A 25,554-nucleotide genomic window follows, 5' to 3' on the forward strand; every position below is an offset into this window, starting at 1 on the left:
TTACCTCTTCGCTTCCGTGTTATTTTTCTTCGGTACTTTAGTCTGAATATGTTCAATTAACTTTTGTACCCAATGGTCTTTAAAATCCCGTGCATCTTCATAAGCACTCTTGTCTCCCATAACCAATTTTTTGAGATAATCTAGTAATAGCTCAGGTTGGTCTTCAGGATAGTCAAACCAAAGCATCTCGTTAATGTCCAGTTTAACAACGCCTAATCCGCGCGATCGCCCACCACCCAAAGGTACCTGTTCTGTTTCAAACTGGTGCAAACCAATCATCAACAATCCCAGTTCCCATTCTTCAGCATTCTCCACCACAGCCTGAAACTCAAACTGTGTTCCAGCAGGAACGACTTGGAAATCGTAGAGTTTACCATCTGCGGCTGTTTCTGTATCTCTGTCTATGGCGACACCATCTCTTTCTTGGTATTGTCCAAACCAGGTATCAGGTACTATGGTTAAATCTCGGACTTGGAATTTACTGGCGAGCCAGGGAGAACCAAAAAGGTGAGAAGCTAAATCTGTATTTTCTACTATATATTTATGTAGCTGTTCTTCTTTTTCTCCTGGTTTGAAGTTTTTAATAGTTTCTTTGAAGTCAGATATCTCTTTAGATGTAATCGACCATTCATCCTCGTTTGCGGGATTTGCAACCAGTTTGCGGTTATTTCCGACGATACCACGGAGGAAACTTTCTACGCGCGATCGCATTGCACCCTTAAAGCTAGAACCTGGTATTAATGGTCTACCTAAAGCGTCTTTAATGACAGGTAAATCAGAACCAATTGGTTCGGTGGAACGTCCTGCACTAATACGTAATGCTGTTATTGTGGTTAGTTTGCCTGTGATTTCCAGGCGGTTTTTAAAAATGTCGAACATAAGATAATTATGGGTTGTTGTTGACATAATCATGTTCTCCGTAATGTCGAAGGTAAAGAGTATTATTTTTCGCGATACAACTTACACGTCGGTCTTTTGGCAAGTCAAAATGGTCAATTTGTTTATGCTTACCTTCATATCTACGTAACCTAATAATTCCATCTTGTCTTAATGCACTAACACCGTCTATCTTTTTAGTAAGTAAACATGAACAACGAGCAAGAGTTTCCTGTAATTTTATTTTTTCTTCTGCTCTTTTATTTTTATCGTTTTTGTAATCCTCTATAAAACTCTGCGCATACTCTATATAAGGAAAATTAAGCAAATTTTCTTGTGAAAGAAAGTAATCTTTACACTGACTCCAAAGAAGTTTTCCCCATGTTGATAAGGTCATTTCTTGACCGTCTACTAAAACCCATTCGTTTGGAACTTTTTGCGCCTCAGACGAAGATTTAAGGATGTCGCCAACATTCATCATAGCAAGTTGAACTTTATAAGGCTCAATAATTGATTTATCAACTTGTACAGGAAGCTTAGGAATTTTTATCACTTCATTTGAGCCTTCAAAAACATAAATTATTTCATCAGCATAAAACATTCCAATAGTATTAAAATAACCTTGTATAGCTTTGAAGCTGCCTACGAGATTAAAACAAATTTGATGCTGACTATGTTTAGATGAAACGATAATTTCTTGAAGATAAGAAAATAAACTTGCAATTCCTTCCGAAAAAGTATCACTACTGCTCAAAGAAAAGCCAACAGGGAAGTAAGTACTGGTACTATTCAATCCTTTTTGTTTTAGAAAATTCTCTAAAATTTCAGCAGCAACTCTACCCTGTGCAGTATCAGTGGTAATTAGTAGATGAGTATCTTCTTTGCCTTTTTCTATTTCTTTGTCATACAAGCCATAAATACCATTCAATTCAGCACTAGCTTCTCTAATATCGTCAAGATCACCATTAAGTTCTTCTTCGGCTCTTTTTTTTAATGTGTCAATTATATCTTTAACATCTTCATCATACCTATCAATTTCTTCACGGGTACAATTGACTGTATCTCGTAAAGTGTCGTAGTAGTTTTTTTCAAATTCTCTATCAATTTGATTAGTCAGTAAACTTGTACCAACCGTAGAAATGACTAATCGAGGCATAGAAATAATCTCCCAGAGTTAATTAAGTATTCACTTCGCCTTCACGTTTGTATTTTAAATATCGAGCGCCGTAACCTAGATAACGACGGGTTAGTTCTAACAAAATAGAATTGAAATCCTCAGTTTTAGCTTCATTGGCTATCTTCTTAGCACGTTCTTTTATTTTTGTATTAATATCATCAATAATCTTCTCAGCCAGTGATTCTTTTCCTCTCCCCCATTTTTTGTCTCTACCAACCTGATAGCGTAGAAAATTTTTGATAACTTCCGTGCTTTCAGTGGTATCAGAAACTCGTACTAAATTGCGAAATTGAGATTCTTCCAAATCACCATAGGATTTTTTATTATCCAAAGCATCCTGAATCCAAGTTACTAAAAAGTCTTCAGCTTGACGGATGCCCTTTTGAATCTTAAGCTGTTTCTGTTGCTCTGAAAAATCACTCATACTGCTTCCTCTCTCAATACCAGATGAAAATCGTTGCAGATTTGCAAACTTCCGAAACCTTCACAAGTGCGATCGCCTACTCCTTTTACTTCCAAATCTTCCAAAGCCTTGAGCCACAAATCTTTTTCTGTTGTGCTAAATAAATATACAGAACCCTTCTCAGTAATCAACTCTACATCTTTCATTAGTCCCCAAGCTGAATTCCAGCCAGAAAGATAATCATAGCTGCTATAAGCAGCGTGAAGTTGTAGAGATGTATCACTAACCCCTGTAAATTGCTGAAGCATTTCCCGTGAAATAACAGTAGTCCGTCGCCAGTTTTCACTCAAAATTGCATCGGCTTGTAAATCGATAGTGAAATAGGTACGATTTTCCAGTAAATCTTGTAAAGAATTACCAAATATCTGATTCCACTCAAGCCAGCGTTGATGTAATTTGTCATTAAACTGCTTTATCTGGTTAGTTACTTTTGACTTGATTTCTACATGTGGGTTTGCAGTTATTTTGACTCTTCCTAATCCTCGTGAAGTTGCACCACCTAAACGTAGGTCTTCTTTATGATTATTAATGAATCTTTCTAGAGATTCCGCTAATTCATCTACTACGAGAATCCCTCCTGTATATGTAACAGGTTTTTTTCTGTTATCTTGAGATTCGTTTAAAACTTCAATGCTATAGAGTACCCGTTCTTCTGAAGTTGATCGACGTCGATTAATACCAACTCGTGTTAACAAACGAGTCGTTATAGAGTGACTGTAATATTTGCCTTTGAGTTGGCTATAGAAACCTTTGAATGCGTCAACTCTTTCTCCATCAGTAGGACAATTAGGATCGTAGAGATGATTATAGCGATCAGCACAAAAACGGTCAATCAACGTATCAAAAACACCGTTATGTTTTGGATCATTTGGTTTGGACTTAAAACCTGACTTAGTTTTAGAACTTAAAGCAGTAGCAGGTACAACCTTGACTTCTGGCTGCACTCTAGTGGACTTATCTCCCTCAATAGTTGCGGGATAGGCATTTTGAAATATTGCCGGATTTTCACCCAAAAATAACTCATGAAAATTGTCACCTTCACTAATAGATGTATTAGCCTGCTTCAAAATATGAGCTGCAACTGCACCGCGAATAACAGAACCGGGAATATATGTCTGGGCTTCACTAACGCTTCCCCCTGGTTTTTGTCGTCCAATCGCTAAGGGAGACAGTGCTTTTATTTCCAAATTAATTCGTTTCATTGCACACCTCCTTTTGCTAAAAAATCCCATGCTTCCTGTTCCAAAGCTAAAGCCGGGAATTTCCAATGCAACCAACCCAAACCCGCTGATTTACTCCCACCCAAAGCATTTATGTGTCGCAGCCCAGCTAAAATTAATGCCGCCGCATAGACTGGCGCACCAGATAGGTGAATATGTCCTGTAAACTTGAGTTGGGCGTTTGCAGGAGAGGTTTCCAAAAAGTAAAGTTTTTGTTCTTCGGCGATGCGGCGACGGCGGTTGATGGTGACACCTGGACGCACCACTTCTGGCAAATTATCTGGTTCTTCAGTGCAGATCAGATCATCAAATATGGCACGAGATTGTAATGCTGGATTCCCAAATATTTGACAAATTAGACAATGATGCTGCTCCTCGTAATTTTTTAGTTGATATTCGCTTCGCTCAAAGTTACCAGTTAACCCTGCTCTTTGAGGACACATGGTTTGCGGATTAGGAGAATAACAGATTTTCCAACATAACCCTCTAGCAATTTTTTCACATTCATGACGCAAACGACCTTTGAGTTGAGAAGCTGGAATAAGTAAGTTTCCTTCCGAGTTGCGAACTATTGGTTTATCTGCGAGTGAACCAGAAGAACCACCTGCACCAATACACAAAGCCGTGTCAATGAGTGCTGTAATTTGATATGAAGTGATGGAGTTTGATAGTTCTTGAAGATTAATCATAACTCAGTCCCCACAGATAAAAGCTCTGATAATTCACTATCTGGTATTTCTTCTATAAACTCGTAGAGTTCTACCATTTCTCGCCAAATGGTTTCAAAAAGAGGATAGTCTGACTTGTCATACTCAAGTGCGCCATCGTCATACATCCACGGGGCTAAATTACCTCCATTATTTTCGTCTTTCGGCTGACACCAAGCTTCTTCAAACTGTTCTTGCAATTCTTTTTTACCTTCCTTCAGCCGTACTCGAAAATAGCGATAGTTAAGAATGGCAGTATGCTTACCTCGTTCTAATAAAGTCCGAATTTGGTAGAGTTGTGACTTGGGAAAATTAGCTTTTTTCAAAGCTGATATTGCTGTTAAAAATCCTCTTAATTCATGTAAAGTGTATGGAGCAGCATATAGCTTGAGTTTTGATCTCAGGTTTTTCGTCAACGCCTGCTCGCGAAATTCTTTGATATTGGATGAAATCATCGTGACGGATTTGAGAGTTAAAAAATCTACTGTTCCACCATAGTATCCAGCTTCCTTCAATTTTTTTGCACGTTCTTTAGCTGATTTTAGTAATTGTTCTGTTAGGTCTTTGGCGTAGTAAATGGGGGTGTTATATGCGGTAATCAAGACACCAATTGACGTGCTGAGTTGACATTGAGAAGGTGTAGCCTCTGTAGGTTTGTAACGATGACATTTTTTCAAGTCAATGGGTTGCTCTGGGGTCTTAATTTTATAGCAACCCTTGATTTTTTCTTCTGCTGTTGGGTTTTCTACCAATGGCACTTCTTTGAGCAGAATTTTATCAAACCTTTCTCCAATAAACTGAGCAATTTCCAAAGCTTTATTAGCTGGAACAATCAGAATAATGTCATCACCACCAATGGTAATGATTTCAAAGGGATGAACTAATTCACCGTTCTCCAGTGTAGACTCTTCATCATTCAGATTTCGCAGTTCGTGAGGATTTAATTTCTCTGCTAATGCCTGATAAACTGCATACTGCGTCGCTAATTCCACATCTTGACTGAATTCCTGATATTTTTGTGCAGTCAGAATTTTTTGTATATAACCACCCATGTTATTACCGTCGGCGTAGATATAGGCAACAAAACCTTTACTAGCATTGGCAATATGACTTAGGCTTTGGGGAATTTCAATGTTATCAAGTGTCAAATTTCCATAGTATTTTTCTTTTAAACTGGGATTCTTATTCAGAAATGAATTGAATTTATCTATCCAACCTTCAACTCTGATGCTTTTCCATGTCAAATGAGAATTTTTGTACCATGTAGGCAGCTCTGCTTTTCCCTTTTTGGCTCTATAACCAACCAGATGTTTGCGAGCCGAAGCTTCCGAAAAATGAGATTCTCTGGGTAGATCTGGTGGTTGGACAATCATTACCGCAGATCTATGTTCTCCTCCATCACGCATCAAGTAAGGATGGGTTTCAAACATGGGAGGATAGCGACGACTGGGACGACCAGAAAAGTCATATCCACTACGACGCTGATTAAAGAGAATTGCTAATTTGGTTGTCAGTTCATTAAAACTTTTACGGTTTTTGAAAACTTCAAATATTTCTGCATCATTATTAGGATAGCCAAAGTAAGCTTGAACTAATGGTTTTTTATATTCCTGACGATACCAATCTAACCATAATGTATTTTCAATAGGTTCTCGTAGCAATCCAAAGCTGAGTTCTAATAATCTAAACGTATCTCCTACTGCGCAAGAATTTGCTGTTAAAGTTTCCTCAGTGTAGCGTTTTTCAATTGCATTAGCTAAATCATCTACAAAAGCAGCCGGACAAAATGCGAGAATGTTACCACCCGTAGAATAAATAATGAGTTCTGGAATCAGTACCTCTGAGAGTTTGTAGTCAGTGGAAAAATTTTCATCAAGCCATTCCCTAACTTGAGTGCACTCAATAGTATAACTCTTGGATGACTGAGGATTTTTGTGAAAAAAAGCAGATAAATCAATCAGATTTATCCGATCCAGTAAGGCAGATGCACCACGAATATCTTGAATTTTTGAGGACTCAAACATGTATTGCTTAATTTTGGTAGCCCCACCGTAAACTAAGCCAATGCGAGTAGTCTGATTCCATAATTCAGAATACTTGCTCTTTAATTCATCTAGAGTTGCTGGAAAATAATCTTTATCAATTCCTTGTAGTTCCTTTACTTGTTCGACAAGCGATCGCACCTCTTCTGGGACATCTTTTCCATCATTCAAAGCCTGTCGCATTTGCTTTAAAACAGCTATATCAAACTTGGGTTGTCGCTTGTCTCCCCAAGCCAAACACCAGCTAATAGCTGTTGTGATGCTGTGTTGAGAATTTGTCATAATTTACTATTTCAAACTTTTAATACTTTGCAGTCCACTTCAGCCCAGACATAGTACGGGCGTGAGTACACTCATAATTCCAAGTAGCTTTTTATCGACTGCTATTATGTCATACTGGTGGAAAATACTTATTCCACCAGCCGAAAATCCGTATCAAACCTTATTGGGCTTTAGTCTGAGTCAGATAGTTTTTGAAAAATCTTAACTCCAACAAAATCAAAACCCTCTCCTGAGACTCTGTCATAACTTTAACTCCGCTTTCCATTTCCACTCCAAGCCAATACGTTTGCAAACAAGAGCAAAGTCTAGATTCAACTCTAGATTCTTAGATAGGACTTCAATCAGGCGTGTCAAAACATTCTCAGTTGATTTTGCAACTGAGTTTACAGCAGAAATCTTATTCATTGAGGAATCCTGGTTTGTGGCGAGGGATTCCTGATTTTGGGGTAGCACTTGTAGCGATGCTACAGGCAAGATACTTATAGTAGTCAGCGTTGGTTGCGGTATTGCTGGTATGGTTACCCAGTTTGATGACTGTCCGCCTGCTTGCAACAAAGCGTTGTTGCCATTCTTGCAATTCAACGCTATCCAGGAATTGAAGCTTGTTGAGTGTCTTCCTGGAGTGTTTCCGTAATAAGAAATTGTCATTTACTTTCCTTCTAAAAATCGCTCGTCTCACGTATCCTGAATAGTTCCGTCAGTTTACTGGTTTCATCCATCTGGGATTTCCATGTCTTTCTCCTTTGAACATTACTTTAGATTGTAATAGACCAATTCTGGTTTGCCCGTAATTTACCGTAATTTTATATACTTTGTATAGATATTAACCTCGTGATTTAGCAAGTACACTAATCAGCTATATTTACAATATTTTTAGCTAAAAGTTGTATATTGATTCTTAACAAGATAAACTTAAAGTGGAAACAGTAAACTACGAGGTTAAACCACAATTCAGTAACTTCCTCGCAAGGGGATTGAAACTCGCTGTCTCATGTATATATGACTTGTTCAGTCAGTGTTCAATACTTCCCCGCAAGGGGACACAAACCCAAGACTGTACCTAAATACCCGATGACAAGGGTGGGTTGGGTGAATGCGCGATTTATAAGCGATTAAGCGAACTTGATATAATTTGTTTAACCACGAGGAGGGTTAAGGCGCTTTTTAAATTCTTGCGCTCTTCGGTGATCAGGAATTTTTTCTACTAAAACTTCTACCAATTGCTCTGGTGTTATTTGTGGATTTTTATTCAAAGTGTCTTCAAGAACAAAACTGGCGAAGGGACCTACAAAACTAGTTAGTTCTCGCCGACAATACTCCACAAACTCTGGCTTGATGCTAGTCGTATTTTCTGCTTGGAATTCGTTGGCTTTTTCTGTGTTTTGCCTGGGTTGTTGTGATTTTTGATTAAACTGTTTACTTTCTTCAGACAGTTTAGTCTGTGGTAGTTCAAGCCTTGGAGCAGGGTGAGGATGAATTGGTACGTTTTGAGGTGATTGTGTCACAATACCACCAGATAAACCTTGTGACTGAAACAGATTCAATACTTCTCTGGCTGATTGATAACGGTCGGCTGGTCTTTCCGCCAGCATTTTATCCAATATCTGAGTGACAAAATCACTAACTTTAACGTAAGATTTCCATTGCCACTGAAAAGACTGATCTATCAGCAAACGTGGCATTTTTCCAGTCAGAAGAACAATAGCAGAAACACCCAGTGCATAGAGGTCGCTACAGGGGTAGCAACGTCCCATGCGAATCTGTTCTGGTGGAGAATAACCTACTTTTCCAACTACTGAACCAGCAACAGAGTACGAAGATTTTGAAGAATCACCCGCCAGAATTTGAGTGAATTTTTGCTTAACCACTCCAAAGTCAATCAGTACAGGTTTAGAAAGCTTATGGGAAAACATCACATTGTCTGGTGAAATATCCCGATGAATGATATTGCGTTGATGGATATACTCTAAAACTGGCAACAAATCCAATAACCACTGAATAACTTCTGCCTCGGAAAATGGCTTTCGTTTTGTTGAAAGGCGATCGCGCAAAAGTTGAGAGTAACTATCACCTTCAACATATTCCTGGACTATAAATATCCGCTCTTTCTCGGTTAACCAAGCCAGAAACTTAGGAATCTGGGGATGATTGAGTTGGTATAAAGTTTTCGCTTCACGCTCGAATAACTCACGGGATTTGACAAGTACGGCTTCTGCTGTGTTTGCAGGGACAAATTCTTTGAGGACGCAATAATCCCCGAAACGTTGAGTGTCAACTGCTAAGTAAGTTCTTCCAAAGCCTCCCTGTCCAAGAAGTCTTTGAATCTGATAGCGACTGTTAATCGAAGTTCCGGGGTTTAGCTCTGGTAGCATTACTGCGTTGTGGTTTGGTGAGTAAAATGCAAATAGAATTTTATTCTAGTGTCTCTTACTTGCCAGGATACACCAAACTACAACTAGACCTCTCCAAAAATGATTTTTAGTGCAAGCGCGCTAAAGGTTTCATAGCCATTTTTGGAGAGGTCTACTGACGACCGTTAACCGAACCGTATTGCGAGCAGCCGGTGCAGAAGATCAACGCCAGAATAGCTTCTCACATTATCGCAATATTGCCAACGCCTTATCTAGCAAAAGCATGATCGCCAATAAAGTTGATTGTCCAACTGCATAAGTTACATTCGATGACATTTACTAAGAATCTGGAGGGACAAGCCTCAATACTTTGACTGTGGGTGTTCTCCCAAAAAACATTCAAACAGGAATAAACTATGTCATCCGAACTTCAAGCTGCAACTACTGCTGCTGATGCCCAACTGTCTAATGATCTGCCAACTCTAAAGAAAGGTCTACAAACTGAAGGAGTTAGATTACTGCAACAAATTCTGATTCTCCGTTACAAATACAAAATTACCTTTGACGCTAACTTCGGTGATAAAACTGAGGATGCAGTCAAGGACTTTCAACGCAAGTATAATCTGAGTCAAGATGGAATTGTTGGTGTAAAAACTTGGCGTGCTCTAGGCGCAAATATTGCCTAAGCTCCTTAGCACACTGCTACTGCGCCATGGGTAAAACTTAAAAAAAGCCTGGGATTATCCCCCAGGCTTGCTCACTGCTATTTGTCTTTGCTTTTGGCTTACTATTAGAGTTCCCTTTAAAAATTCCCTTTCGACCTGCTTTTTTGTCTGCGATGAGTAAAACCTAAAAAAAAGCCTGGGCTATAATTCCAGGCTTGCTCACTGCTATTTGTCTTTGCTTTTGGCTTACTATTAGAGTTCCCTTTGAAAATTTCCTTTCGACCTGCTTTTTTGTCTGGGATACGCATTCGTGTTCGCGCTGCCTGTAAAATGTATGTCAACTGCAATAATGCAGGGATGGTGTTTGTTGAAGATCTAAATCTTGTTGGGCTATCTCGCGTAATACTCGGTAAAGATTGCCTTGATGCAGGATTTGGTCAGTTTTTTAATATCTTGCAACAGACATGTTTTAAGCGCGGTGTTTATTTCCAGAAGGTAGATGCTCGTAAGACTAGCCAAATCTGCCCTAACTGCGGAACTGAAACTGGTAAAAAAGATCTTTGTGAACGTGTTCATGTATGTTCACATTGCGGCTATACAACCGATAGGGATGTTGCAGCTGCACAAGTAGTCGCGATACGCGGACTTGCAGCCGTGGGGCACACGCTTGGTGAGGGTAAATTCGTTGGAATCCCCGAGACCCAAGAATCTGCGTGCCTTTAGGCCGCAAAGTGTCAACATTCTCTTCAGATAGTTGCATTAGCTAAGATAGCCACCTAGAGTCGCCGGTAGGAAGAGAAGACTCTATCTACAGTATTGGCAATCTATCTTAGTTGATACTAATTATATTACCTCAGCAGGAAGAGAAAATAACACGACTTCGCTAATAATAAACTTGCATCACATAAAACAAAAATTTCTCTTCCTTGAGATTCATAACTCCATGAAGAAGCAAAGTTTGAGTTTTCGTGAAAGTCTCATACTTATTGCTTTTTCACAAATCTGTATAGTATGTGACTATCTAATCTTAGCTTAGCATTTTTGGACAACAAATAAATTTAAAATAAGAAAGTCTGAATTATGAATGACCAAGAGATGAAAGGCAAAATCAGTCGTGAGAGAGATTATTTACTGCAAAAACTTTGGGATGCAAGAGTCATTGTATCTCTAGTATTGATTGCAGTGCTGGTGAGAGTAGGCTATGGCGGTAATACACTCGCTCCTACACAAGTTGTTAATACATATGATCTTAGCAAAAAAACAGACAATTTCATAGGTGAACCCGTAACGGTGAGAAGCCAACCGATGAAAAAAGTAGGTCAATCGTCTTTTACGGTAAGTGATCAAAAATTATTAGGCGGCGAGCCTGTAGTAGTCATCAACGCTTCGGGTCTAGCTTTCGATTTACCAACTGACAGTGATACAAAAGTTCAAGTTACGGGTGATGTTCGTAACTTAAATATTCAAAACATTGAGCGGAATTATAATCTCAATTTGCAGGACAAAATCTATGAGGATTATATCAATAAACCTGCGATTATTGCTAAGTCAATTCTATTAGCGCCTAGAGTCGGACAAATTACCCAAAACCCTCGCAAGTACTATGGTACAAAGGTTGCAGTTATGGGTAGTGTTGATAATATTCAAAGTCCCGTTTTGTTCACACTCGATGAAAGTTACTCCCTAGGCACGGAAGATTTGTTGGTTTTATTCGTCGCAACACCAAAAAGGGTGATAAACAAAAATCAGACAGTAGGCATGGTGGGTGTTGTTCGTCCTTTTGTCGCTGCAGATATTGAACGAGACTACGGCATCACTTGGGATCAAAGGGTGAGACGACAGTTGGAAGCAGATTACAAAAACAAACCTGTGTTCGTTGCTGACACTATATACCCATAACTAACTCTATCATCTCTACTTGCTTGAATGACTTAGAGTACGCAGGTTTACGAGATCGTTGAAAATAGAGCTTATCCCATTACAAAACAAGGCGATGAGCAAATGCAACCCACTCGTCTAATCGTTTACAATCAACGATCTCAAATCCTGCTTTTGTTAAAGCTTTGTCAACATTCTCCTCATGATCAGCAGTAAAACCAGCTGTAATCAGAAGTCCCCCGTGTGCATCAGTTTGACGCAGCGCACGCTGGAAGTCATCAGCAAGAGCAATATGCATCCGTGCTAGAATATTGGCGACAATCAGGTCAAAAGTTTTTGTATCTTTGATGCTTGGCACATTGTCGATAATGTCTCCACCCATCCAATGCCCCATCTCACTTCCAGATCCCAAGCTTCCTTTCATCACTCTTACCTGCTGTTCTACCCCGTTACAACGTACAGCGTCTTGAGTGGCAACTACCGCAATGCGATCGTTGTCTAATGCTAAGACATTTGCCCCAAGCTTCGCCATTGCCACACTCAGAATACCTGAACCTGAACCCAAGTCTAAGACATTCATGGTGGGGATGATGTACTGCTCAAGCAGTTGAAGGCTGAGAATAGTTGCTGGATGTAAACCGCTGCCAAAACAGAGGGTTGTCTTCAGTCTCAAAGTGACTTCGTCTGCTGTTTGGGATTGATAAGATGCATCAGGAGTAAGTACAACGAAGCGTTTCCCTATCCGATGAATTCTAGAGTTGAGTCCGTTTGCGTCTGTGGGTTTGTCTTCAACCACAGTCGTCTGTATCGTAGTCGTTAGTCCAGTACGGTGCAAAGGCGAGAGCAAATTAACGATTTTTTCTACACGTGTTCTCGACTGGGCATCTAGTGGTAGATATAAGTAAATCGTGAATGTCCATTGAGGGTGCTGCTCAACTGGATGGGGTTGGTTCAGTCCCGTATATTCTACGATATTAATGTCACCAATTTCGAGAGTCTCTGCAAGCAGCGTACGAACCCAATCAATAGCCTCGTGTGTTGTATCGAGGCTTAACTCTATCCACGGCATACTTTCTTTTCTTCCTTAGCGTGCAGCTGCATTGCCTAAAACAAAAACTGACTGCACGGTGAAGCTACCGATCGCAGACAGCCTTTTCATCTTAACCAATGCTAGTATCAGTTATCAGTTATCAGTTATCAGTTATCAATTGTTCCCTGTTCACTGTTAAGCGTTCACTGTTCACTGTTCACTGTTCCCTGATTTAAATCCCCGCACCATCTAAAAACTCTGAAATCACCAAATCACTATTCGACTTGCTATTGTTCGTTTGTGAGTCGCTAACTTGCAATGCGTGTACAGATGACTGCGCCTGTAATTCTTGGACTTGTTTTTCTAAAGCTTTGACTCGTTCAAATAAGGCGCGAATCACTTCTGCTTCCACATCCCGCAGTTTATTGTGAGCCAGAACATCGGCTATTTCCTTAGTCTGACGAGTCACGCGCCCTGGAACCCCTACGACTGTGGTGTTGCTAGGCACATCTCGCAGCACTACTGAACCTGCCCCAATGCGGACATGTTCCCCAATATTAATGTTGCCCAATACCTTAGCACCTGCTCCCACAACGACGTGATTGCCGAGAGTAGGATGGCGCTTTCCTGTCTCTTTGCCAGTACCACCGAGAGTGACTCCTTGGTAAATTAAGCTGTAGTCACCCACCACTGCTGTCTCACCAATCACCACTCCCATACCGTGGTCAATAAAAACTCCCGTGCCAATTTTTGCTCCTGGGTGAATCTCAATTCCAGTCAAAAACCGACTTATATGGGAGATAAACCGAGGTATGAAGGGAATCTTCGTTTGATAAAGCCAGTGCGCCACTCGATGCAAGAGTATGGCTTGAAAACCTGGGTAACAGAACAACACTTCCAGCCAGTTACGGGCGGCTGGATCGCGCTCATAAATCGTTCGCAAATCAGTTAGCAGCATAATTTGTTCCTATCTCGGGAAGTTTATAACAATTCAAAATTCAACAGCCCCTACACCAAAGATCAACAGACAAGCCAAGTGTGTAAGTTATGTAATTAATGAAATCATTTGTAGGAATTGTCTTGGATAATCTACTGCAAATCGATAATATTATGATAATTTATGACTAATTAGCGCAATGTTATTACATCTAACACTCCCATGAAAATAAATCTGTCATAAAATTACGATAAACTTATCGAAAAACAGTAGTATATTGAGTACGGACTTGAATAGCCAAAACTATACTCTTTTGGATCTGTCTTCCAAAGTTGAATACGCGCTGCTAGCACTTTTAGAACTAGCAAGCAACAAGGAAAAAAAAACTCCTCTGACTATGAGTGAAATGACTGCTAAACAACCCATACCTGAACGCTATCTGGAACAAATTCTGACCAGTTTGCGGCGAGCAGGTCTAATACAGAGTCATCGTGGCTCGCGAGGAGGCTTTGTTCTAGCTCGTGAACCTTGGCAAATCACCTTACTGGAGATTGTCACTTTGGTGGAAGGAGAACGTAAAGACAGAGAACCCTCTGTGACTTCCACTTTGGAAAGGGATTTGGTTCATGAGATCTGGGAGCAAGCCAACACCGCCTGTATTAAGGTTTTACACAGCTATACACTCCAAGATTTGTATCAGCAAAGACAAGCTCGCTTGCAGCAAGGTCCAATGTATTATATTTAGACATTCTCGCAGTTACCATATGCAGATAGCAAAAAACATCTTGTGCTGAGCGTAGTCGAAGCAGCACAGCATTAGCCAGACGAATTTTTGTCGTTTGCTTAAAAGAGATTCCCAAACAGTTGGAGGTCGTTTCTTACCGAACCAGTCACTTCTACCAAAGACTCGATTGAAACGACGATGGAGGAAACAACACAAAAAGTAGACTCAAGTTCAATCAGAAAATTCATCCTGGTGGAGTCAACAGCCACCTCACGCAGGAATCACAAAGATTCTAATGATGGGATTTACCAGGGGCTACCATTCTATTCTAACAATGCTTCCTAAAAGGTGCAGGGTGCAGGGTACTCCTGACACTCCACACCCAGTCTCTTCAGTCAACTATGACTGTATTTAATGACTCAAGAGGAATACTAAATACGTAATAAATAACCCCAATTCCAAGAAGTATAACAGCAAGGCTAGAGAGGATGACCAATCGGTCTGCTGGTTGGTAGGTATCCTCCTCAATATCACGGCGTACAGCAAGATAATGCTGGGTTGAAAACATGACTGTCACCAAACCGACTAATGAAAAGGCTAAACCTAACTTCCAACCATCACCCGGTGCTTGAGGTGCAAGAGGAGGACGAAGAATACGCAAGCGGACAATCAAAACACCAAACCCCATCAAGGAAATTCCACTTCTCATCCATGCAAGATAGGTACGTTCATTTGCTAAATGTTCCCGCACTTTATCTGTTGAACTAGGTTTATTTGACTTTTCTTTTTCTGAAATTTCTACATTAGCTTTCATAAATTTGAATGGTAGTCGCATACAAAAGTGTTTAATCTTTTTGATGAATTTGAGTAAACTTTACTTATGCGAAAGTTTTTTTCCTCTTCTATATTGTCTTATGAACTTTTCACTTTTTGACAAAAAAATTTTATAGTGTTATCTTGATAATTGTGAATTCTACTGGTTAAGGAATCACTTTTAGCTGTATTCAACAATACTTTTTAAATAAAAATATTTGCTCACACAACAATTTAAACAAATTGAAATGACTTTCACTTGTTAAGACAGACTTGATATAGTAATCCTATTTAATTTTTTGAAATCGTGCATATACAGATTACCGACTTTTTAAATAAGTCGGTAATCTTGTTGTTCACAAAAAAAATTCAAATTGCTATATGACTCAATTTTTTTCAACTTCAGATACTATTTCAGATGTTCTCCAAAGGTTCCTGTTGAGAGTTAGCAAACAAAAACTACCTGTGATTAAAGTGAGTACGGCTAAACTAGGATTTTCCAAAGTGTGACAGTCAACCAGAATCAAAACACCCAACCCAATCAGAACAAAGGGAATAAGTTGATGACCGTAGCGCGTTAGGGCATCGACCATAACTGGTATACGAGTTAACTGGTATGCTGCATAACACCAAACTGCCACGAGCGAGAAAAAGACTCCAAGGATAACTGCTAAACTCTCCCAGGTACTGCTAGCAAACAACGGTGCGTAGATAGCAATGTTGTCACTCCCATTAGCTATTGTTACTGCAGCGACACTGTAGCTTTGGGGGGACAAAAAGCTGGTAAACCAGGATCTATCAGATTCTTCTTGCTCTGTCTGTGCTTCGGGATTATCGCTATCCTCCTGGTTTAACCAGCGAGTGATACCAATCACAATAGGAGCAACTCCTAGCAATCCAATCCAAGACTGCGGTAGGATGAGACTGCCCAAGAAACTAGGCAGGCTAGCGATAACCAGGACACTGAAACCAAGGTATTGACCCGTAACGATGTGACGACGACGGAAGATTGCATTGACCTGAGAGAAAAACAAAGACAGAATCACAATGTCGTCAAGATTAGTAGCAGCGAAGGCAGACAGCCCAGTGGGAATTGCGGTATATAAGCTCATTTGGTGTTTATCCTTAATTGTTGTGTTCGCGTTTTCTGAGCTAATCTTAGATTTCGTCATCAAACGATGAAGCAATCACCACTGGCAAACTGATTTATATTGACGCTCACAAACACCAATCCAATTAAGCCAATTACAAACGACAGCCAAGTGCCATTTCCCGATAAGACAACAATTAAGCCGATGTTGGATGCTGCGATCGCCATCGTAGTGGGAGCGATGACAGCAAAGGATTGTGCTAGTACTTCTCTAAATGATAGACAGTTCGGCTTTAAACCGTGAGCACTTTTTTTCAGTCGAGTTTGGTCAGTAATGGTCATGTGAGCAAATTTCCAACAGTTGTAGATGTCTTTTGTGAAACTGGTAAACTTTCGCCTTAACAAAGTTCCTCTGCTGTGGCACAGTCTCACTTTATTGCTCCCTATTAGTAAAAGCAAATATTCTTTTTTGTCAAAGTCATAGATTGAATTTATTAATTTTTCGATTCTTTTTTTGATCAAAACTAGAGGTGTAGGGGGAGAGAACTTAATACATTTAATAATTTTTTTAAAGATAGGACAAGTATTATCCCTTTTGTCCTATACTTAAGTAAAAAGGCATAGAAAAAGGCGATGGCAACTACCAAGCCAAGCTCCACCTCAGATTTAGTCCGTGAACTGCGGCAGCACTTCAATCTTTCTCAAGAACGGTTTGCTGCACAATTAGGTGTTTCATTCAAAACCGTGAATCGTTGGGAGAACGGACATAGTACACCTTCCCCAATGGCACTTAAGTTGATTAAAGACCAGCTGCTGCAAATGGGTGTGTCGGGAAAAGCATTATTGAATCAGTATTTCCCAGAGATGGAGCTTGGCGATGACCTGTGATGAGCAAAAGCAGATTAATCTAGAAGACATTCTGATTACGGAAGAACTATCTCGTCGCTTGCCCAAAACAATTGACTTGCAAGCCGAGAACCAAGCCCTGCATACTCTGGCTCGGCAACTAGCAGAATCGCCGCAAATTATGCTCAAAACCCTTGTTGCTGTTGCCAGGGATCTTTGTCAAGCGGGAACTGCTGGGGTCAGCTTACTAGAGATCACCCCCACTGGAGAGGAAATTTTCCGTTGGGTAGCACTGGCTGGAGAGTTGGAGGAATATGAGCAGGGGACAAGCCCAGGCGATTTTAGCCCTTGTGGGGTGTGTCTAGAACGCCGATCGCCCCAGCTTTTTTTGTACCCCGAACGGTATTTTACTTACTTCCAACAGGCGAAACCCGCAATTATTGAAAGTTTAATCATTCCTTTAGCCATTGATGAGCAACCGCTAGGCACGATTTGGATCGTGTCTCACGATGAGCAACGGCACTTCGATAGCGAAGATGTGCGGCTGATGACTAGCTTGGCAAATTTTACCGCCGCTGCTTTAGGTAGCAGTCGCGCCCGTCAAACGGCTGTTGATGCTCAACAGGCACTGCACGAGAGCCAAGCCCAAATGCAGAGCCTGCTCGCAAATATACCAGGAATGGTTTATCGCTATATTGCCGGAGCCGATGGTTCAGATCGCTTTGCCTTTGTTAATTCTGGTTGCCGTGATTTGTTTGAAGTAGAGTCATCAGCGGCATTACAGGACGCTAATTTAATTTGGAACCAGATTCATCCCGACGATCAACCCTCATTTCAAGCGTCGGCTGCTAAAGCTGCCGAGAACTTTCTCCCTTGGGATTGGCAAGGCAGAATTATTACGTCTAGTGGGAAACTCAAGTGGATTCAAGGCAGGTCGAGTGGGTTACGAACCGCAGACGGAGATGCTTGGGACGGCTGGCTGATTGATATTACAGATCGCAAACAAATCGAAGAAGCCCTGCGAGAAAGTGAAGAGCTAAAGCAACGCATTCTAGATAGCAGCAATGACTGGATTAAAGTTTTAAGATTAGACGGGCACCTCCTTTACCTGAATCCAGGGGGGCAACATCTTTTGGAAGTTGACGATTCTGCATCGATTCTCAACAGCGACTGGGTTAGTTTCTGGCAGGGCGAAGATTATGATAAAGCATTAGCTGCGATCGCAGCCGCCAGAATGGGCAACACGGGTCAATTCCAAGGCTACCTCCCCACCGCAAAGGGTAAGCCGAAATGGTGGGATACTATTATTTCGCCGATCCGAGATGCATCAGGACAAGTTGTACAACTGCTCGCTATTTCACGGGACATTTCCACAGCAAAACGCCTTGAAGCCGAACGCCAGCAAGCGGAAATGGCGCTGCGAGAAGCACACGTGCAATTAGAGTCCGCTTTGGCGGCTGGATCAGTTTACACCTGGCGTTGGAAGATTTTCACTGATCGCGTCGTTGTTAACGCTGCGTTTGCTCACTTGTTTGCCGTAGATCCGGCGATCGCGACGACAGTTGGATTGCCCATCGAGCTGTTTATCGATGCCATCCACGAAGAAGATCGCGATAGCGTTTCGACCGCAATTAATCAAGCGATCTCATCGGGTAAGGGCTATGCCGCCCAATACCGCGTTCGGACTGCTAGTGGCGGGGAGCGATGGCTGTCGGCTTGCGGGCGAGTCGAGTATGATGCAGCAGGCAACCCCGTTTCTTTTCCTGGCGCACTCATCGATATTACCTATCTAAAACTTGCCGAAGATGCCTTGCGCCTTTCGGAAGAACGCTATCGAACGTTGTTTGAGTCCATTGATGATGGCTTCTGCATCATCGAAATGCTCTTTGATGAAAACAATACGCCGATTGATTACCGCTTTTTGCAAACCAATCCGGCATTCGAGAAACAAACGGGACTCGTACAAGCAGTGGGCAAAACGGCGCGTCAGCTCGTTCCAAATCTTGAAGCTCATTGGTATGAGATTTACGGCAAAGTCGCACTGACTGGCGAACCGATTCGCTTCGAGAATGCTTCCCAAGTGATGAACCGTTGGTTTGAGGTGTATGCCTGCCGTATTGGAGAACCACCAAGTCGCAAAGTCGCCGTCCTCTTCAAAGATATCACCGAGCGCAAGCGCATCGAAGCCGAACGAGAACAAATCTTGCAACGAGAACAAACCGCCCGCGAAGCCGCCGAAACTGCAAATCGCATTAAAGATGAGTTTTTAGCAGTACTGTCTCACGAGTTGCGATCGCCCCTCAACCCAATCTTAGGCTGGTCGAGTATGCTTCGCAACGGTAAATTAAATGCCGCAAAAACAGCTTATGCTTTGGAAACAATCGAACGCAACGCTAAGCTACAGGTACAACTGATTGAGGATTTGTTGGATGTCTCTCGCATATTGCGTGGCAAACTCAGTCTCAACATGGCTAGAGTTAACCTAGCATCAACCATCACAGCTGCAATGGAAACCGTGCAGTTAGCAGCCCAAGCCAAATCGATTCGAGTTGAGACGGTGTTTGAAAAAGACATAGGGCAAATCCTTGGGGATTCTGCTCGCTTACAGCAAATCATCTGGAACTTACTTACTAACGCTGTTAAGTTTACGCCTAATGGTGGAAACGTGGAAATTCAACTCAACCGTATAGGATCGCAAGCTCAAATTCAAGTTAGGGATACAGGCAAAGGTATTACTCCAGACTTTCTTCCCCATGTCTTTGAATACTTCCGTCAAGCTGATAGCACGACAACTCGAACATTTGGCGGATTAGGGTTAGGGTTGGCGATCGTTCGTCACTTGGTGGAACTGCACGGGGGAACCGTTCACGCAGACAGCCCAGGAGTTGGACAGGGGGCTATATTCACCGTCAGACTGCCGCTTTTAAACGATCAAGGCTTCGGGCATTTGGATGAATCAACTTCTTCATCTCTCATCCAAAATTCCTCATCGCTCCCCCTTGCAAATCTGCGAGTTTTGCTAGTCGATGACGATACAGACACACGAGATTTGATTACTTTTATACTAGAGCAAAGTGGTGCCCTGGTTACCTCAGCAACTTCCCCAATAGAAGCTTTGGAAACTTTTAAGCAAACAAACTTTGATGTGTTGATCTCAGACATTGGAATGCCTCAGATGGACGGCTATATGCTAATGCGACAAATCCGGGCAATCACATCCACACAAGGCAGAGATGTTTTAGCTGTAGCTCTGACTGCTTATGCCGGAGAAATCAATCAAGAGCAAGCGAACAGAGCTGGGTTTCAAAGACATATTACCAAACCAATTGAGCCAGAGGAACTGGTAAAGGTTATTGTTGATCTCATCAAAGCGAGCAAATAAGATCCACAAAGTTTTCATAATACATTAAATTCGCACATGTCTAGTTCACAAAGAATGATTATCTTGAGTGTTCTTTTCTGACGATAATACTTATGCTAATGTTTATTATGCAGTCCTTTATTAGCTTTTTTACAACTCAGTATTTCCAATACACAAAGTTGTAAAGTCACGAATAATACAGAGTCTGCTTCTTTTTTTTGATTAAATATTCAGGCACATAACTAAAAGCCAAATATGTCAGAAAAACTTTATTTTTAAATACGGTAGTTGCCTATAATTACCGTACAATACTAGGAAGTCATCAACCATAGTGGTCAGACTCAATACCCAAAAAGCCTTAAGGTTCAAAATGACGCTTGAGCAGTTGCGAATTTTTTTGGCAGTTGCGGAACTGATGCACTTTACCCGTGCTGCAGAAACGCTTTATATTACTCAACCAGCAGTGAGTGCAGCAATTCAAAGTTTGGAAGCAGAATATGGCGTCAGACTATTCCATAGAATTGGTCGCCATATCGAAATTACTGATGCTGGTAAATTGCTGCAAATGGAAGCACAGAAAGTTCTTGAGCAAGTTTCTTTAACTGAGCGAGGCTTGAAAGAACTAAATAATCTCCAACGAGGTGAATTAAAGTTGGGATCAAGTCTGACGATTGGTAACTACTGGTTACCAGGGAAAATTAGCCAGTTCAAGCGCCAATATCCCGGTATTCATATTGATTGTACGCTGGGTAATGCAGAAGAAATTTGCGAAGGGACAGCTACAGGACTTTTTGATTTTGCTTTAGTAACAGGAGACGTTAAACCCTCACTGAAGAACTATTTGGAGCAGGAAGTTGTGGGGAGCGATCGCCTGCAAATTGTGGTTGGCACATCTCACCCCTGGTTTAAGCGTACAGAAATTTGCCCAGCAGAACTGCTAGCGACGACTTGGGTGATGCGAGAGCCAGGTTCGGGAGTGCAGCAAATGTTTGAGCAAGCTTTACAAAGTTGGGGAATTGACCCGACTCAGTTGGATATTGTTCTTGTCTTGAGCAGTAGCGAAATGGTGAAAGCAGTGGTTGAAAGCGGTGTTGGTGCTGCTGCTATTCCGGAATTGATGGTTACCAAGGAAATACAGCTATCTACACTTCACGCCGTTCCTGTGGTTGATAGAAACTCTGACACCGAGCTAGACATTGTTCAACCTGTTTGGAAGCTTAAACACAAACAACGTTTTCAAACCCGAGTTGCGATCGCCTTTGAAGAGATTTTGAGCGCTGTGCAAAGTCCAGAGTCAAAAAGCATGCCCTTGAGCGAAGCGAACGGTCAAAACTCAAAAGTTTTGGAGTCGGAACTCAACTAAATCTATTTTTGCGATGCTTTGGACAAAATATCCGCTGGAGTAAAATAAGTACTTATACTGATTCATCACTTTTTTTGATTAAAGTGACAAATAAAAATATTTGATTTTATTAGTGGTCTTCTTTATACTTGTCGTAAACCTATCCAGCACAAGATTAGCGAGATATTGCCTGTGTGACCCTAATTCTAATGGTTAGGCTGACACTCAGCTTGCTCACAGGTAATAACTAAATGGGTCTATATATTCTCGTCTATGGAACTTTCTAACAAAACTGAGTACGCGGTTCTTTCCCTGATAGCGCTAGCAGCCTGTTATTCTAGCGGTGAATCATTACAAATCCGGGAAATAGCAGCACGACAAAACATACCAAACCGCTATTTGGAAGAACTTCTGGCGACATTAAGGCGTGGAGGTTTAATTAAGAGCATACGCGGCGTCAAAGGTGGCTATGTTCTAGCGCGAGAACCGCGAAAGATTACACTTCTAGATGCTTTCCGTTGCATGGAACAAGGAGACGCAGATGTGCCCAAGAAGAATTCCACCCCCAGCTCAGTAGAAACTGAAGTTATTCAAGAGGTTTGGCAAGAAGGGTGTGATGCAGCTTACTCTGTTCTACAGAAGTATACCATCCATGACATTTGTGAGCAACGAGCGAAACAACGACAGATGGAATCTATGTACTACATCTAGTAGTCCATGACATCAACTTTGAGGGGTAGATGAGGTGAAAAAATTCTTACTCTCCCCCAACTTCCCCCACTTCCCCAACTTCCCCCACTTCCCCAACTTCCCCAACTTCCCCAACTTGCCTTAACCCCGCAATTTTGGGTTGGTCGAGCAAGAGTGCCCACCCGACGACGTTGTTAAGCCAGGACTTACGCAAACAAACCCGGTTAAGAGCAAAAATCGTCTGTTTCGCAACCAAATACGAGCTAAGAAACCGGGTTTGGTGGCAGATGGTGCGTAAGTCAAAAAAACGTTCTATTTATACCGCTTTTTGGAGCCGCAGAAAAGCCTAAAATCAGTGCAAAATCAAATGATAAGAATAGAAAATTATAATAGATTTGATGATTGAAATAACTAATAATTAACTTTAAGAATTGACATTTTACAATTGGAGTGCTTTCCAAGCAGAATGAGAGTTAAGAACACTCACGCCAGAAGATTGTTGGAGGCACAAGCGTATGGTTGCACTCACTGCTCGTTCTGAAAATACTCAATCCCACGATCGCTTGACTATGCAAATAGTCGATCTTGGGGATGAAACGATCGCTATTCGTTCTCTAGATTGGGATCGCGATCGCTTCGATATCGAGTTTGGATTGGACAATGGTACAACCTATAATTCGTTTTTAATTCAAAGTGAGAAGACTGCTCTAATTGACACGTCTCACCGCAAGTTTCAGCAGTTATATTTAGATGTCTTAAAGGGATTGATTGACTTCTCAACGCTAGATTATTTAATTATTAGTCATACTGAACCGGATCACAGTGGACTTGTTAAAGAGGTGTTGCAGTTAGCTCCTCAGGTGACAGTAGTAGGAGCAAAAGTTGCCATCCAGTTCCTGGAAAATATGATACATCAGCCATTTCAATCGCTGATAGTTAAGAATGGCGATCGCCTCGATTTAGGCAACGGACATGAGTTAGAATTCGTGAGTGCCCCCAATCTCCACTGGCCTGATACTATTTTTACCTACGATCCTAAAACCCGCATCCTCTTCACTTGCGATGCTTTTGGGATGCATTACTGCGACGATCACACCTTTGATGAAGATCCAGAACTACTTGAAGCCGATTTTAAATATTACTACGACTGCCTGATGGCTCCAAATGCCCGTTCCGTGCTGTCTGCTATCAAGCGGATGGAAAAATTAGATATCGGCACAATCGCCACAGGACATGGACCTTTATTACAACATCATTTGTCAGACTGGGTGAGTTGCTACCAGAAATGGAGTCAAGAACAGGCAAAGACAGATACCCTTGTTGCCCTGTTCTACTGTGAAGATTACGGCTTTTGTGACCAATTGGCAAGAGCGATCGCTCATGGCGTCCAGAGAAATGGGGTAGCGGTAGAACTGGTAGATTTAAATACTGCTGAACCTCAGGAAGTCCGGGAATTCGTCAACCAAGCCACGGGTTTGGTGATTGGTATGCCATCTCAATCGAATCAAAATGCCCATGCAGCTTTAAGTACCATTCTCGCAGCTGCACACCGTAAGCAAGCAGTCGGACTGTTTGAAAGTGGCGGTAGGGAAGATGAACCAATTTATCCTCTGCGGAACAAGTTTCAAGAAATCGGTCTGACGGAAGCTTTTCCACCCATTTTGGTGAAAGAACCACCGACGCATATCACCGAGCAAATGTGTGATGAAGCGGGTACAGATATCGGACAGTGGTTGACTCGCGATCGCACGATCAAACAAATCAAAGCCATAGATAATGATTTAGAACGGGCATTGGGACGGTTAAGCAGTGGACTCTATATTATGACTGCCCAGAAAGCAGATGTCACCAGTGCCATGTTAGCCTCTTGGGTGATGCAAGCGAGCATGAATCCTTTAGGAGTCGCGATTGCAGTTGCCAAGGATCGGGCAATTGAATCATTACTCCACATAGGTGATCGCTTTGTTCTCAACGTCTTAGAGGAAGACAACTACCAAACCTTAATGAAACACTTCCTCAAGCGTTTCTCTCCCGGTGCAGATCGATTTGCAAACATCAAAACCTACCCCGCCAGCAATAACTGTCCCATTTTGGCAGATGCACTGGCATATATGGAATGTAAAGTCACGACGCGAATCGAGTGCAGCGATCACTGGATTATCTACAGCAGCGTCCAAACTGGCAGAGTCGCCAAACTAGATGCCTTCAGCGCCGTCCACCATCGCAAGGTTGGTAACCACTATTAACTGCAAACCACTTTCCTCTCTCACTCATATGGTTTCCGGTTGAATTTGAATCATTAAAAAACCGCAGAGGCGCAGAGAACGCAGAGGGAGAGGAAGAGGAACAACAAATAATTCCGGTACAAACGAATTTACAGCCATTTTCAGGTAAATAGACCATAGTCATAGCGACGCTCTTGCTTGCGCCCTTACAAATGGTGTGGTTCATTTAGGTGAAAACTGCTGTAATATCACTCCCTCACTTTCATTGGAGTCTTTAAACAATGCAATTACTCAAAAACATACCAGTCAAACCTGTGAAGCGCGAAAGCTGGTTAAATCTCGGTCGAATTGTGCAAGCACTGGAACTTGTGCAGGACTTGATTGTGATTTGCTTGTGCATCGGGCTATTTAGCTTTATGGTGCTACAAATCCGCGCCATGTTCCTCTCTCTCATCCCCCCGATTCAGTTCCACAGCGTCACAGCAGATATCCTGTCGTTGCTGATTTTAGTAGAGTTATTTCGTTTGTTGATCATTTACCTGCAAGAGCAACGAGTTTCTATTGGAGTCGCCGTAGAAGTGTCAATTGTTTCTGTGTTGCGAGAAATGATTGTGCGAGGCGTATTAGAAACATCGTTTATGCAAGTTTTAGCCGCCTGTGCTTTCTTAGTGGTGTTAGGGGTGTTACTGGTTGTGAGAGTTTGGTTACCTCCAACTTTTGAAGGTATCGATCCAGAACACCAAGTCTCAAAGCGATACAAAAACCGCCTCGCCCAAGAAATGGCTGAACCTCATACGCATGTTGAGTTCTGAAAATGTCTCCTGTGATCTAACCC

At 41.7% G+C, this 25,554-nt stretch carries 24 protein-coding genes; 10 read left to right on the forward strand and 14 right to left on the reverse strand.

Features of this window, described 5'->3' with window-relative positions; genetic code table 11:
• From csx7 to DP114_RS19495, 8 genes are all read right to left on the reverse strand, one after another.
• A complete protein-coding gene (csx7, locus tag DP114_RS19460) occupies nucleotides 1-879 on the reverse strand; it encodes a type III CRISPR-associated RAMP protein Csx7 (RefSeq protein WP_169268027.1) in 879 nt (292 codons plus the stop codon).
• Between the two features lie 7 nt (nucleotides 880-886).
• On the reverse strand, nucleotides 887-2,032 hold the full coding sequence (locus DP114_RS19465; protein ID WP_169268021.1) for a putative CRISPR-associated protein: 1,146 nt from the start codon (nucleotides 2,030-2,032) through the stop codon (nucleotides 887-889).
• Between the two features lie 22 nt (nucleotides 2,033-2,054).
• Nucleotides 2,055-2,477 carry a hypothetical protein gene (locus tag DP114_RS19470; RefSeq protein WP_169268022.1) on the reverse strand — a complete coding sequence of 141 codons (423 nt, stop codon included), beginning with the start codon at nucleotides 2,475-2,477 and terminating at the stop codon, nucleotides 2,055-2,057.
• Entirely contained in the window at nucleotides 2,474-3,718 is a 1,245-nt protein-coding gene (gene csx10 / locus DP114_RS19475; protein ID WP_169268023.1) for a type III-D CRISPR-associated RAMP protein Csx10, read from the reverse strand. The genes DP114_RS19470 and csx10 overlap by 4 nt, the downstream gene beginning before the upstream one ends.
• A complete protein-coding gene (locus DP114_RS19480) occupies nucleotides 3,715-4,425 on the reverse strand; it encodes an RAMP superfamily CRISPR-associated protein (protein WP_169268024.1) in 711 nt (236 codons plus the stop codon). The genes csx10 and DP114_RS19480 overlap by 4 nt, the downstream gene beginning before the upstream one ends.
• Nucleotides 4,422-6,767: a type III-B CRISPR-associated protein Cas10/Cmr2 gene (gene cas10 / locus DP114_RS19485; RefSeq protein WP_169268025.1), complete on the reverse strand. Its 2,346-nt coding sequence runs from the start codon at nucleotides 6,765-6,767 to the stop codon at nucleotides 4,422-4,424. Before cas10 ends, DP114_RS19480 begins: the two co-directional genes overlap by 4 nt.
• A gap of 240 nt (nucleotides 6,768-7,007) precedes the next feature.
• Nucleotides 7,008-7,415 (reverse strand): hypothetical protein, encoded by a 408-nt coding sequence (locus DP114_RS19490; RefSeq protein ID WP_169268026.1) that lies wholly within the window; start codon nucleotides 7,413-7,415, stop codon nucleotides 7,008-7,010.
• Nucleotides 7,416-7,903: 488 nt separating this feature from the next.
• On the reverse strand, nucleotides 7,904-9,139 hold the full coding sequence (locus tag DP114_RS19495) for a serine/threonine-protein kinase (protein WP_171976900.1): 1,236 nt from the start codon (nucleotides 9,137-9,139) through the stop codon (nucleotides 7,904-7,906).
• Between the two features lie 395 nt (nucleotides 9,140-9,534).
• Between DP114_RS19495 and DP114_RS19500 the strand changes: the two genes are divergently transcribed.
• The 3 genes from DP114_RS19500 to DP114_RS19510 all read left to right on the forward strand — a co-directional run bounded on the left by DP114_RS19500 (nucleotide 9,535) and on the right by DP114_RS19510 (nucleotide 11,682).
• Nucleotides 9,535-9,804, forward strand: a complete 270-nt coding sequence (locus DP114_RS19500; RefSeq protein WP_169266959.1) for a peptidoglycan-binding domain-containing protein — start codon at nucleotides 9,535-9,537, stop codon at nucleotides 9,802-9,804.
• 243 nt (nucleotides 9,805-10,047) lie between these two features.
• Entirely contained in the window at nucleotides 10,048-10,506 is a 459-nt protein-coding gene (locus DP114_RS19505) for an RNA-guided endonuclease InsQ/TnpB family protein (protein ID WP_246162590.1), read from the forward strand.
• A gap of 357 nt (nucleotides 10,507-10,863) precedes the next feature.
• Entirely contained in the window at nucleotides 10,864-11,682 is an 819-nt protein-coding gene (locus tag DP114_RS19510; protein ID WP_171976901.1) for a hypothetical protein, read from the forward strand.
• A 79-nt stretch (nucleotides 11,683-11,761) separates the two neighbouring features.
• On the opposite strand, the gene DP114_RS19515 is transcribed toward DP114_RS19510, so the two are convergent.
• Together DP114_RS19515 and cysE are read right to left on the reverse strand one after the other, a co-directional pair.
• Nucleotides 11,762-12,730: a 50S ribosomal protein L11 methyltransferase gene (locus DP114_RS19515; RefSeq protein ID WP_169266957.1), complete on the reverse strand. Its 969-nt coding sequence runs from the start codon at nucleotides 12,728-12,730 to the stop codon at nucleotides 11,762-11,764.
• 193 nt (nucleotides 12,731-12,923) lie between these two features.
• Nucleotides 12,924-13,649 carry a serine O-acetyltransferase gene (gene cysE, locus DP114_RS19520; RefSeq protein WP_169266956.1) on the reverse strand — a complete coding sequence of 242 codons (726 nt, stop codon included), beginning with the start codon at nucleotides 13,647-13,649 and terminating at the stop codon, nucleotides 12,924-12,926.
• Between the two features lie 268 nt (nucleotides 13,650-13,917).
• Between cysE and DP114_RS19525 the strand changes: the two genes are divergently transcribed.
• Nucleotides 13,918-14,373: an RrF2 family transcriptional regulator gene (locus tag DP114_RS19525; protein WP_169266955.1), complete on the forward strand. Its 456-nt coding sequence runs from the start codon at nucleotides 13,918-13,920 to the stop codon at nucleotides 14,371-14,373.
• A gap of 370 nt (nucleotides 14,374-14,743) precedes the next feature.
• On the opposite strand, the gene DP114_RS19530 is transcribed toward DP114_RS19525, so the two are convergent.
• From DP114_RS19530 to DP114_RS19540, 3 genes are all read right to left on the reverse strand, one after another.
• Nucleotides 14,744-15,166 (reverse strand): YidH family protein, encoded by a 423-nt coding sequence (locus DP114_RS19530; protein WP_169266954.1) that lies wholly within the window; start codon nucleotides 15,164-15,166, stop codon nucleotides 14,744-14,746.
• Nucleotides 15,167-15,551: 385 nt separating this feature from the next.
• Nucleotides 15,552-16,277 carry a cadmium resistance transporter gene (locus DP114_RS19535; RefSeq protein WP_169266953.1) on the reverse strand — a complete coding sequence of 242 codons (726 nt, stop codon included), beginning with the start codon at nucleotides 16,275-16,277 and terminating at the stop codon, nucleotides 15,552-15,554.
• A 59-nt stretch (nucleotides 16,278-16,336) separates the two neighbouring features.
• On the reverse strand, nucleotides 16,337-16,597 hold the full coding sequence (locus tag DP114_RS19540) for a hypothetical protein (protein ID WP_246162591.1): 261 nt from the start codon (nucleotides 16,595-16,597) through the stop codon (nucleotides 16,337-16,339).
• Nucleotides 16,598-16,888: 291 nt separating this feature from the next.
• On the opposite strand from DP114_RS19540, the gene DP114_RS19545 reads away from it, so the two are divergent.
• The 4 genes from DP114_RS19545 (at nucleotide 16,889) to DP114_RS19560 (ending at nucleotide 22,515) form a co-directional block, all read left to right on the forward strand.
• The gene (locus DP114_RS19545; RefSeq protein ID WP_169266952.1) at nucleotides 16,889-17,143 is read left to right on the forward strand and encodes a helix-turn-helix domain-containing protein; all 255 of its coding nucleotides are present in this window, start codon (nucleotides 16,889-16,891) and stop codon (nucleotides 17,141-17,143) included.
• Nucleotides 17,133-20,483, forward strand: a complete 3,351-nt coding sequence (locus DP114_RS19550; RefSeq protein ID WP_171976903.1) for a PAS domain S-box protein — start codon at nucleotides 17,133-17,135, stop codon at nucleotides 20,481-20,483. The genes DP114_RS19545 and DP114_RS19550 overlap by 11 nt, the downstream gene beginning before the upstream one ends.
• Before the next feature lie 349 nt (nucleotides 20,484-20,832).
• A complete protein-coding gene (locus DP114_RS19555; RefSeq protein WP_171976904.1) occupies nucleotides 20,833-21,825 on the forward strand; it encodes a LysR family transcriptional regulator in 993 nt (330 codons plus the stop codon).
• Nucleotides 21,826-22,077: 252 nt separating this feature from the next.
• The gene (locus tag DP114_RS19560; RefSeq protein WP_171976905.1) at nucleotides 22,078-22,515 is read left to right on the forward strand and encodes an RrF2 family transcriptional regulator; all 438 of its coding nucleotides are present in this window, start codon (nucleotides 22,078-22,080) and stop codon (nucleotides 22,513-22,515) included.
• Nucleotides 22,516-22,561: 46 nt separating this feature from the next.
• Here the strand turns inward: DP114_RS19560 and DP114_RS19565 are convergent, their stop codons facing one another.
• Entirely contained in the window at nucleotides 22,562-22,708 is a 147-nt protein-coding gene (locus DP114_RS19565; RefSeq protein WP_172195120.1) for a hypothetical protein, read from the reverse strand.
• A 301-nt stretch (nucleotides 22,709-23,009) separates the two neighbouring features.
• Between DP114_RS19565 and DP114_RS19570 the strand changes: the two genes are divergently transcribed.
• Nucleotides 23,010-24,740 (forward strand): diflavin flavoprotein, encoded by a 1,731-nt coding sequence (locus DP114_RS19570; protein ID WP_171976906.1) that lies wholly within the window; start codon nucleotides 23,010-23,012, stop codon nucleotides 24,738-24,740.
• Between the two features lie 260 nt (nucleotides 24,741-25,000).
• Entirely contained in the window at nucleotides 25,001-25,531 is a 531-nt protein-coding gene (locus DP114_RS19575) for a phosphate-starvation-inducible PsiE family protein (protein WP_171976907.1), read from the forward strand.
• Nucleotides 25,532-25,554 lie beyond the last annotated feature (23 nt).

It is taken from the genome of Brasilonema sennae CENA114, assembly GCF_006968745.1.
Taxonomy (GTDB): Bacteria; Cyanobacteriota; Cyanobacteriia; order Cyanobacteriales; family Nostocaceae; genus Brasilonema; species Brasilonema sennae.

Excerpts from the sequence above, each read along its gene's own strand:
- csx7 (WP_169268027.1), bottom strand. The coding sequence starts at position 879 with ATGTTCGACATTTTTAAAAACCGCCTGGAAATCACAGGCAAACTAACC.
- DP114_RS19465 (WP_169268021.1), bottom strand. The coding sequence starts at position 2,032 with ATGCCTCGATTAGTCATTTCTACGGTTGGTACAAGTTTACTGACTAAT.
- DP114_RS19470 (WP_169268022.1), bottom strand. The coding sequence starts at position 2,477 with ATGAGTGATTTTTCAGAGCAACAGAAACAGCTTAAGATTCAAAAGGGC.
- csx10 (WP_169268023.1), bottom strand. The coding sequence starts at position 3,718 with ATGAAACGAATTAATTTGGAAATAAAAGCACTGTCTCCCTTAGCGATT.
- DP114_RS19480 (WP_169268024.1), bottom strand. The coding sequence starts at position 4,425 with ATGATTAATCTTCAAGAACTATCAAACTCCATCACTTCATATCAAATT.
- cas10 (WP_169268025.1), bottom strand. The coding sequence starts at position 6,767 with ATGACAAATTCTCAACACAGCATCACAACAGCTATTAGCTGGTGTTTG.
- DP114_RS19490 (WP_169268026.1), bottom strand. The coding sequence starts at position 7,415 with ATGACAATTTCTTATTACGGAAACACTCCAGGAAGACACTCAACAAGC.
- DP114_RS19495 (WP_171976900.1), bottom strand. The coding sequence starts at position 9,139 with ATGCTACCAGAGCTAAACCCCGGAACTTCGATTAACAGTCGCTATCAG.
- DP114_RS19500 (WP_169266959.1), top strand. The coding sequence starts at position 9,535 with ATGTCATCCGAACTTCAAGCTGCAACTACTGCTGCTGATGCCCAACTG.
- DP114_RS19510 (WP_171976901.1), top strand. The coding sequence starts at position 10,864 with ATGAATGACCAAGAGATGAAAGGCAAAATCAGTCGTGAGAGAGATTAT.
- DP114_RS19515 (WP_169266957.1), bottom strand. The coding sequence starts at position 12,730 with ATGCCGTGGATAGAGTTAAGCCTCGATACAACACACGAGGCTATTGAT.
- cysE (WP_169266956.1), bottom strand. The coding sequence starts at position 13,649 with ATGCTGCTAACTGATTTGCGAACGATTTATGAGCGCGATCCAGCCGCC.
- DP114_RS19530 (WP_169266954.1), bottom strand. The coding sequence starts at position 15,166 with ATGAAAGCTAATGTAGAAATTTCAGAAAAAGAAAAGTCAAATAAACCT.
- DP114_RS19535 (WP_169266953.1), bottom strand. The coding sequence starts at position 16,277 with ATGAGCTTATATACCGCAATTCCCACTGGGCTGTCTGCCTTCGCTGCT.
- DP114_RS19540 (WP_246162591.1), bottom strand. The coding sequence starts at position 16,597 with ATGACCATTACTGACCAAACTCGACTGAAAAAAAGTGCTCACGGTTTA.
- DP114_RS19545 (WP_169266952.1), top strand. The coding sequence starts at position 16,889 with ATGGCAACTACCAAGCCAAGCTCCACCTCAGATTTAGTCCGTGAACTG.
- DP114_RS19550 (WP_171976903.1), top strand. The coding sequence starts at position 17,133 with ATGACCTGTGATGAGCAAAAGCAGATTAATCTAGAAGACATTCTGATT.
- DP114_RS19555 (WP_171976904.1), top strand. The coding sequence starts at position 20,833 with ATGACGCTTGAGCAGTTGCGAATTTTTTTGGCAGTTGCGGAACTGATG.
- DP114_RS19560 (WP_171976905.1), top strand. The coding sequence starts at position 22,078 with ATGGAACTTTCTAACAAAACTGAGTACGCGGTTCTTTCCCTGATAGCG.
- DP114_RS19570 (WP_171976906.1), top strand. The coding sequence starts at position 23,010 with ATGGTTGCACTCACTGCTCGTTCTGAAAATACTCAATCCCACGATCGC.
- DP114_RS19575 (WP_171976907.1), top strand. The coding sequence starts at position 25,001 with ATGCAATTACTCAAAAACATACCAGTCAAACCTGTGAAGCGCGAAAGC.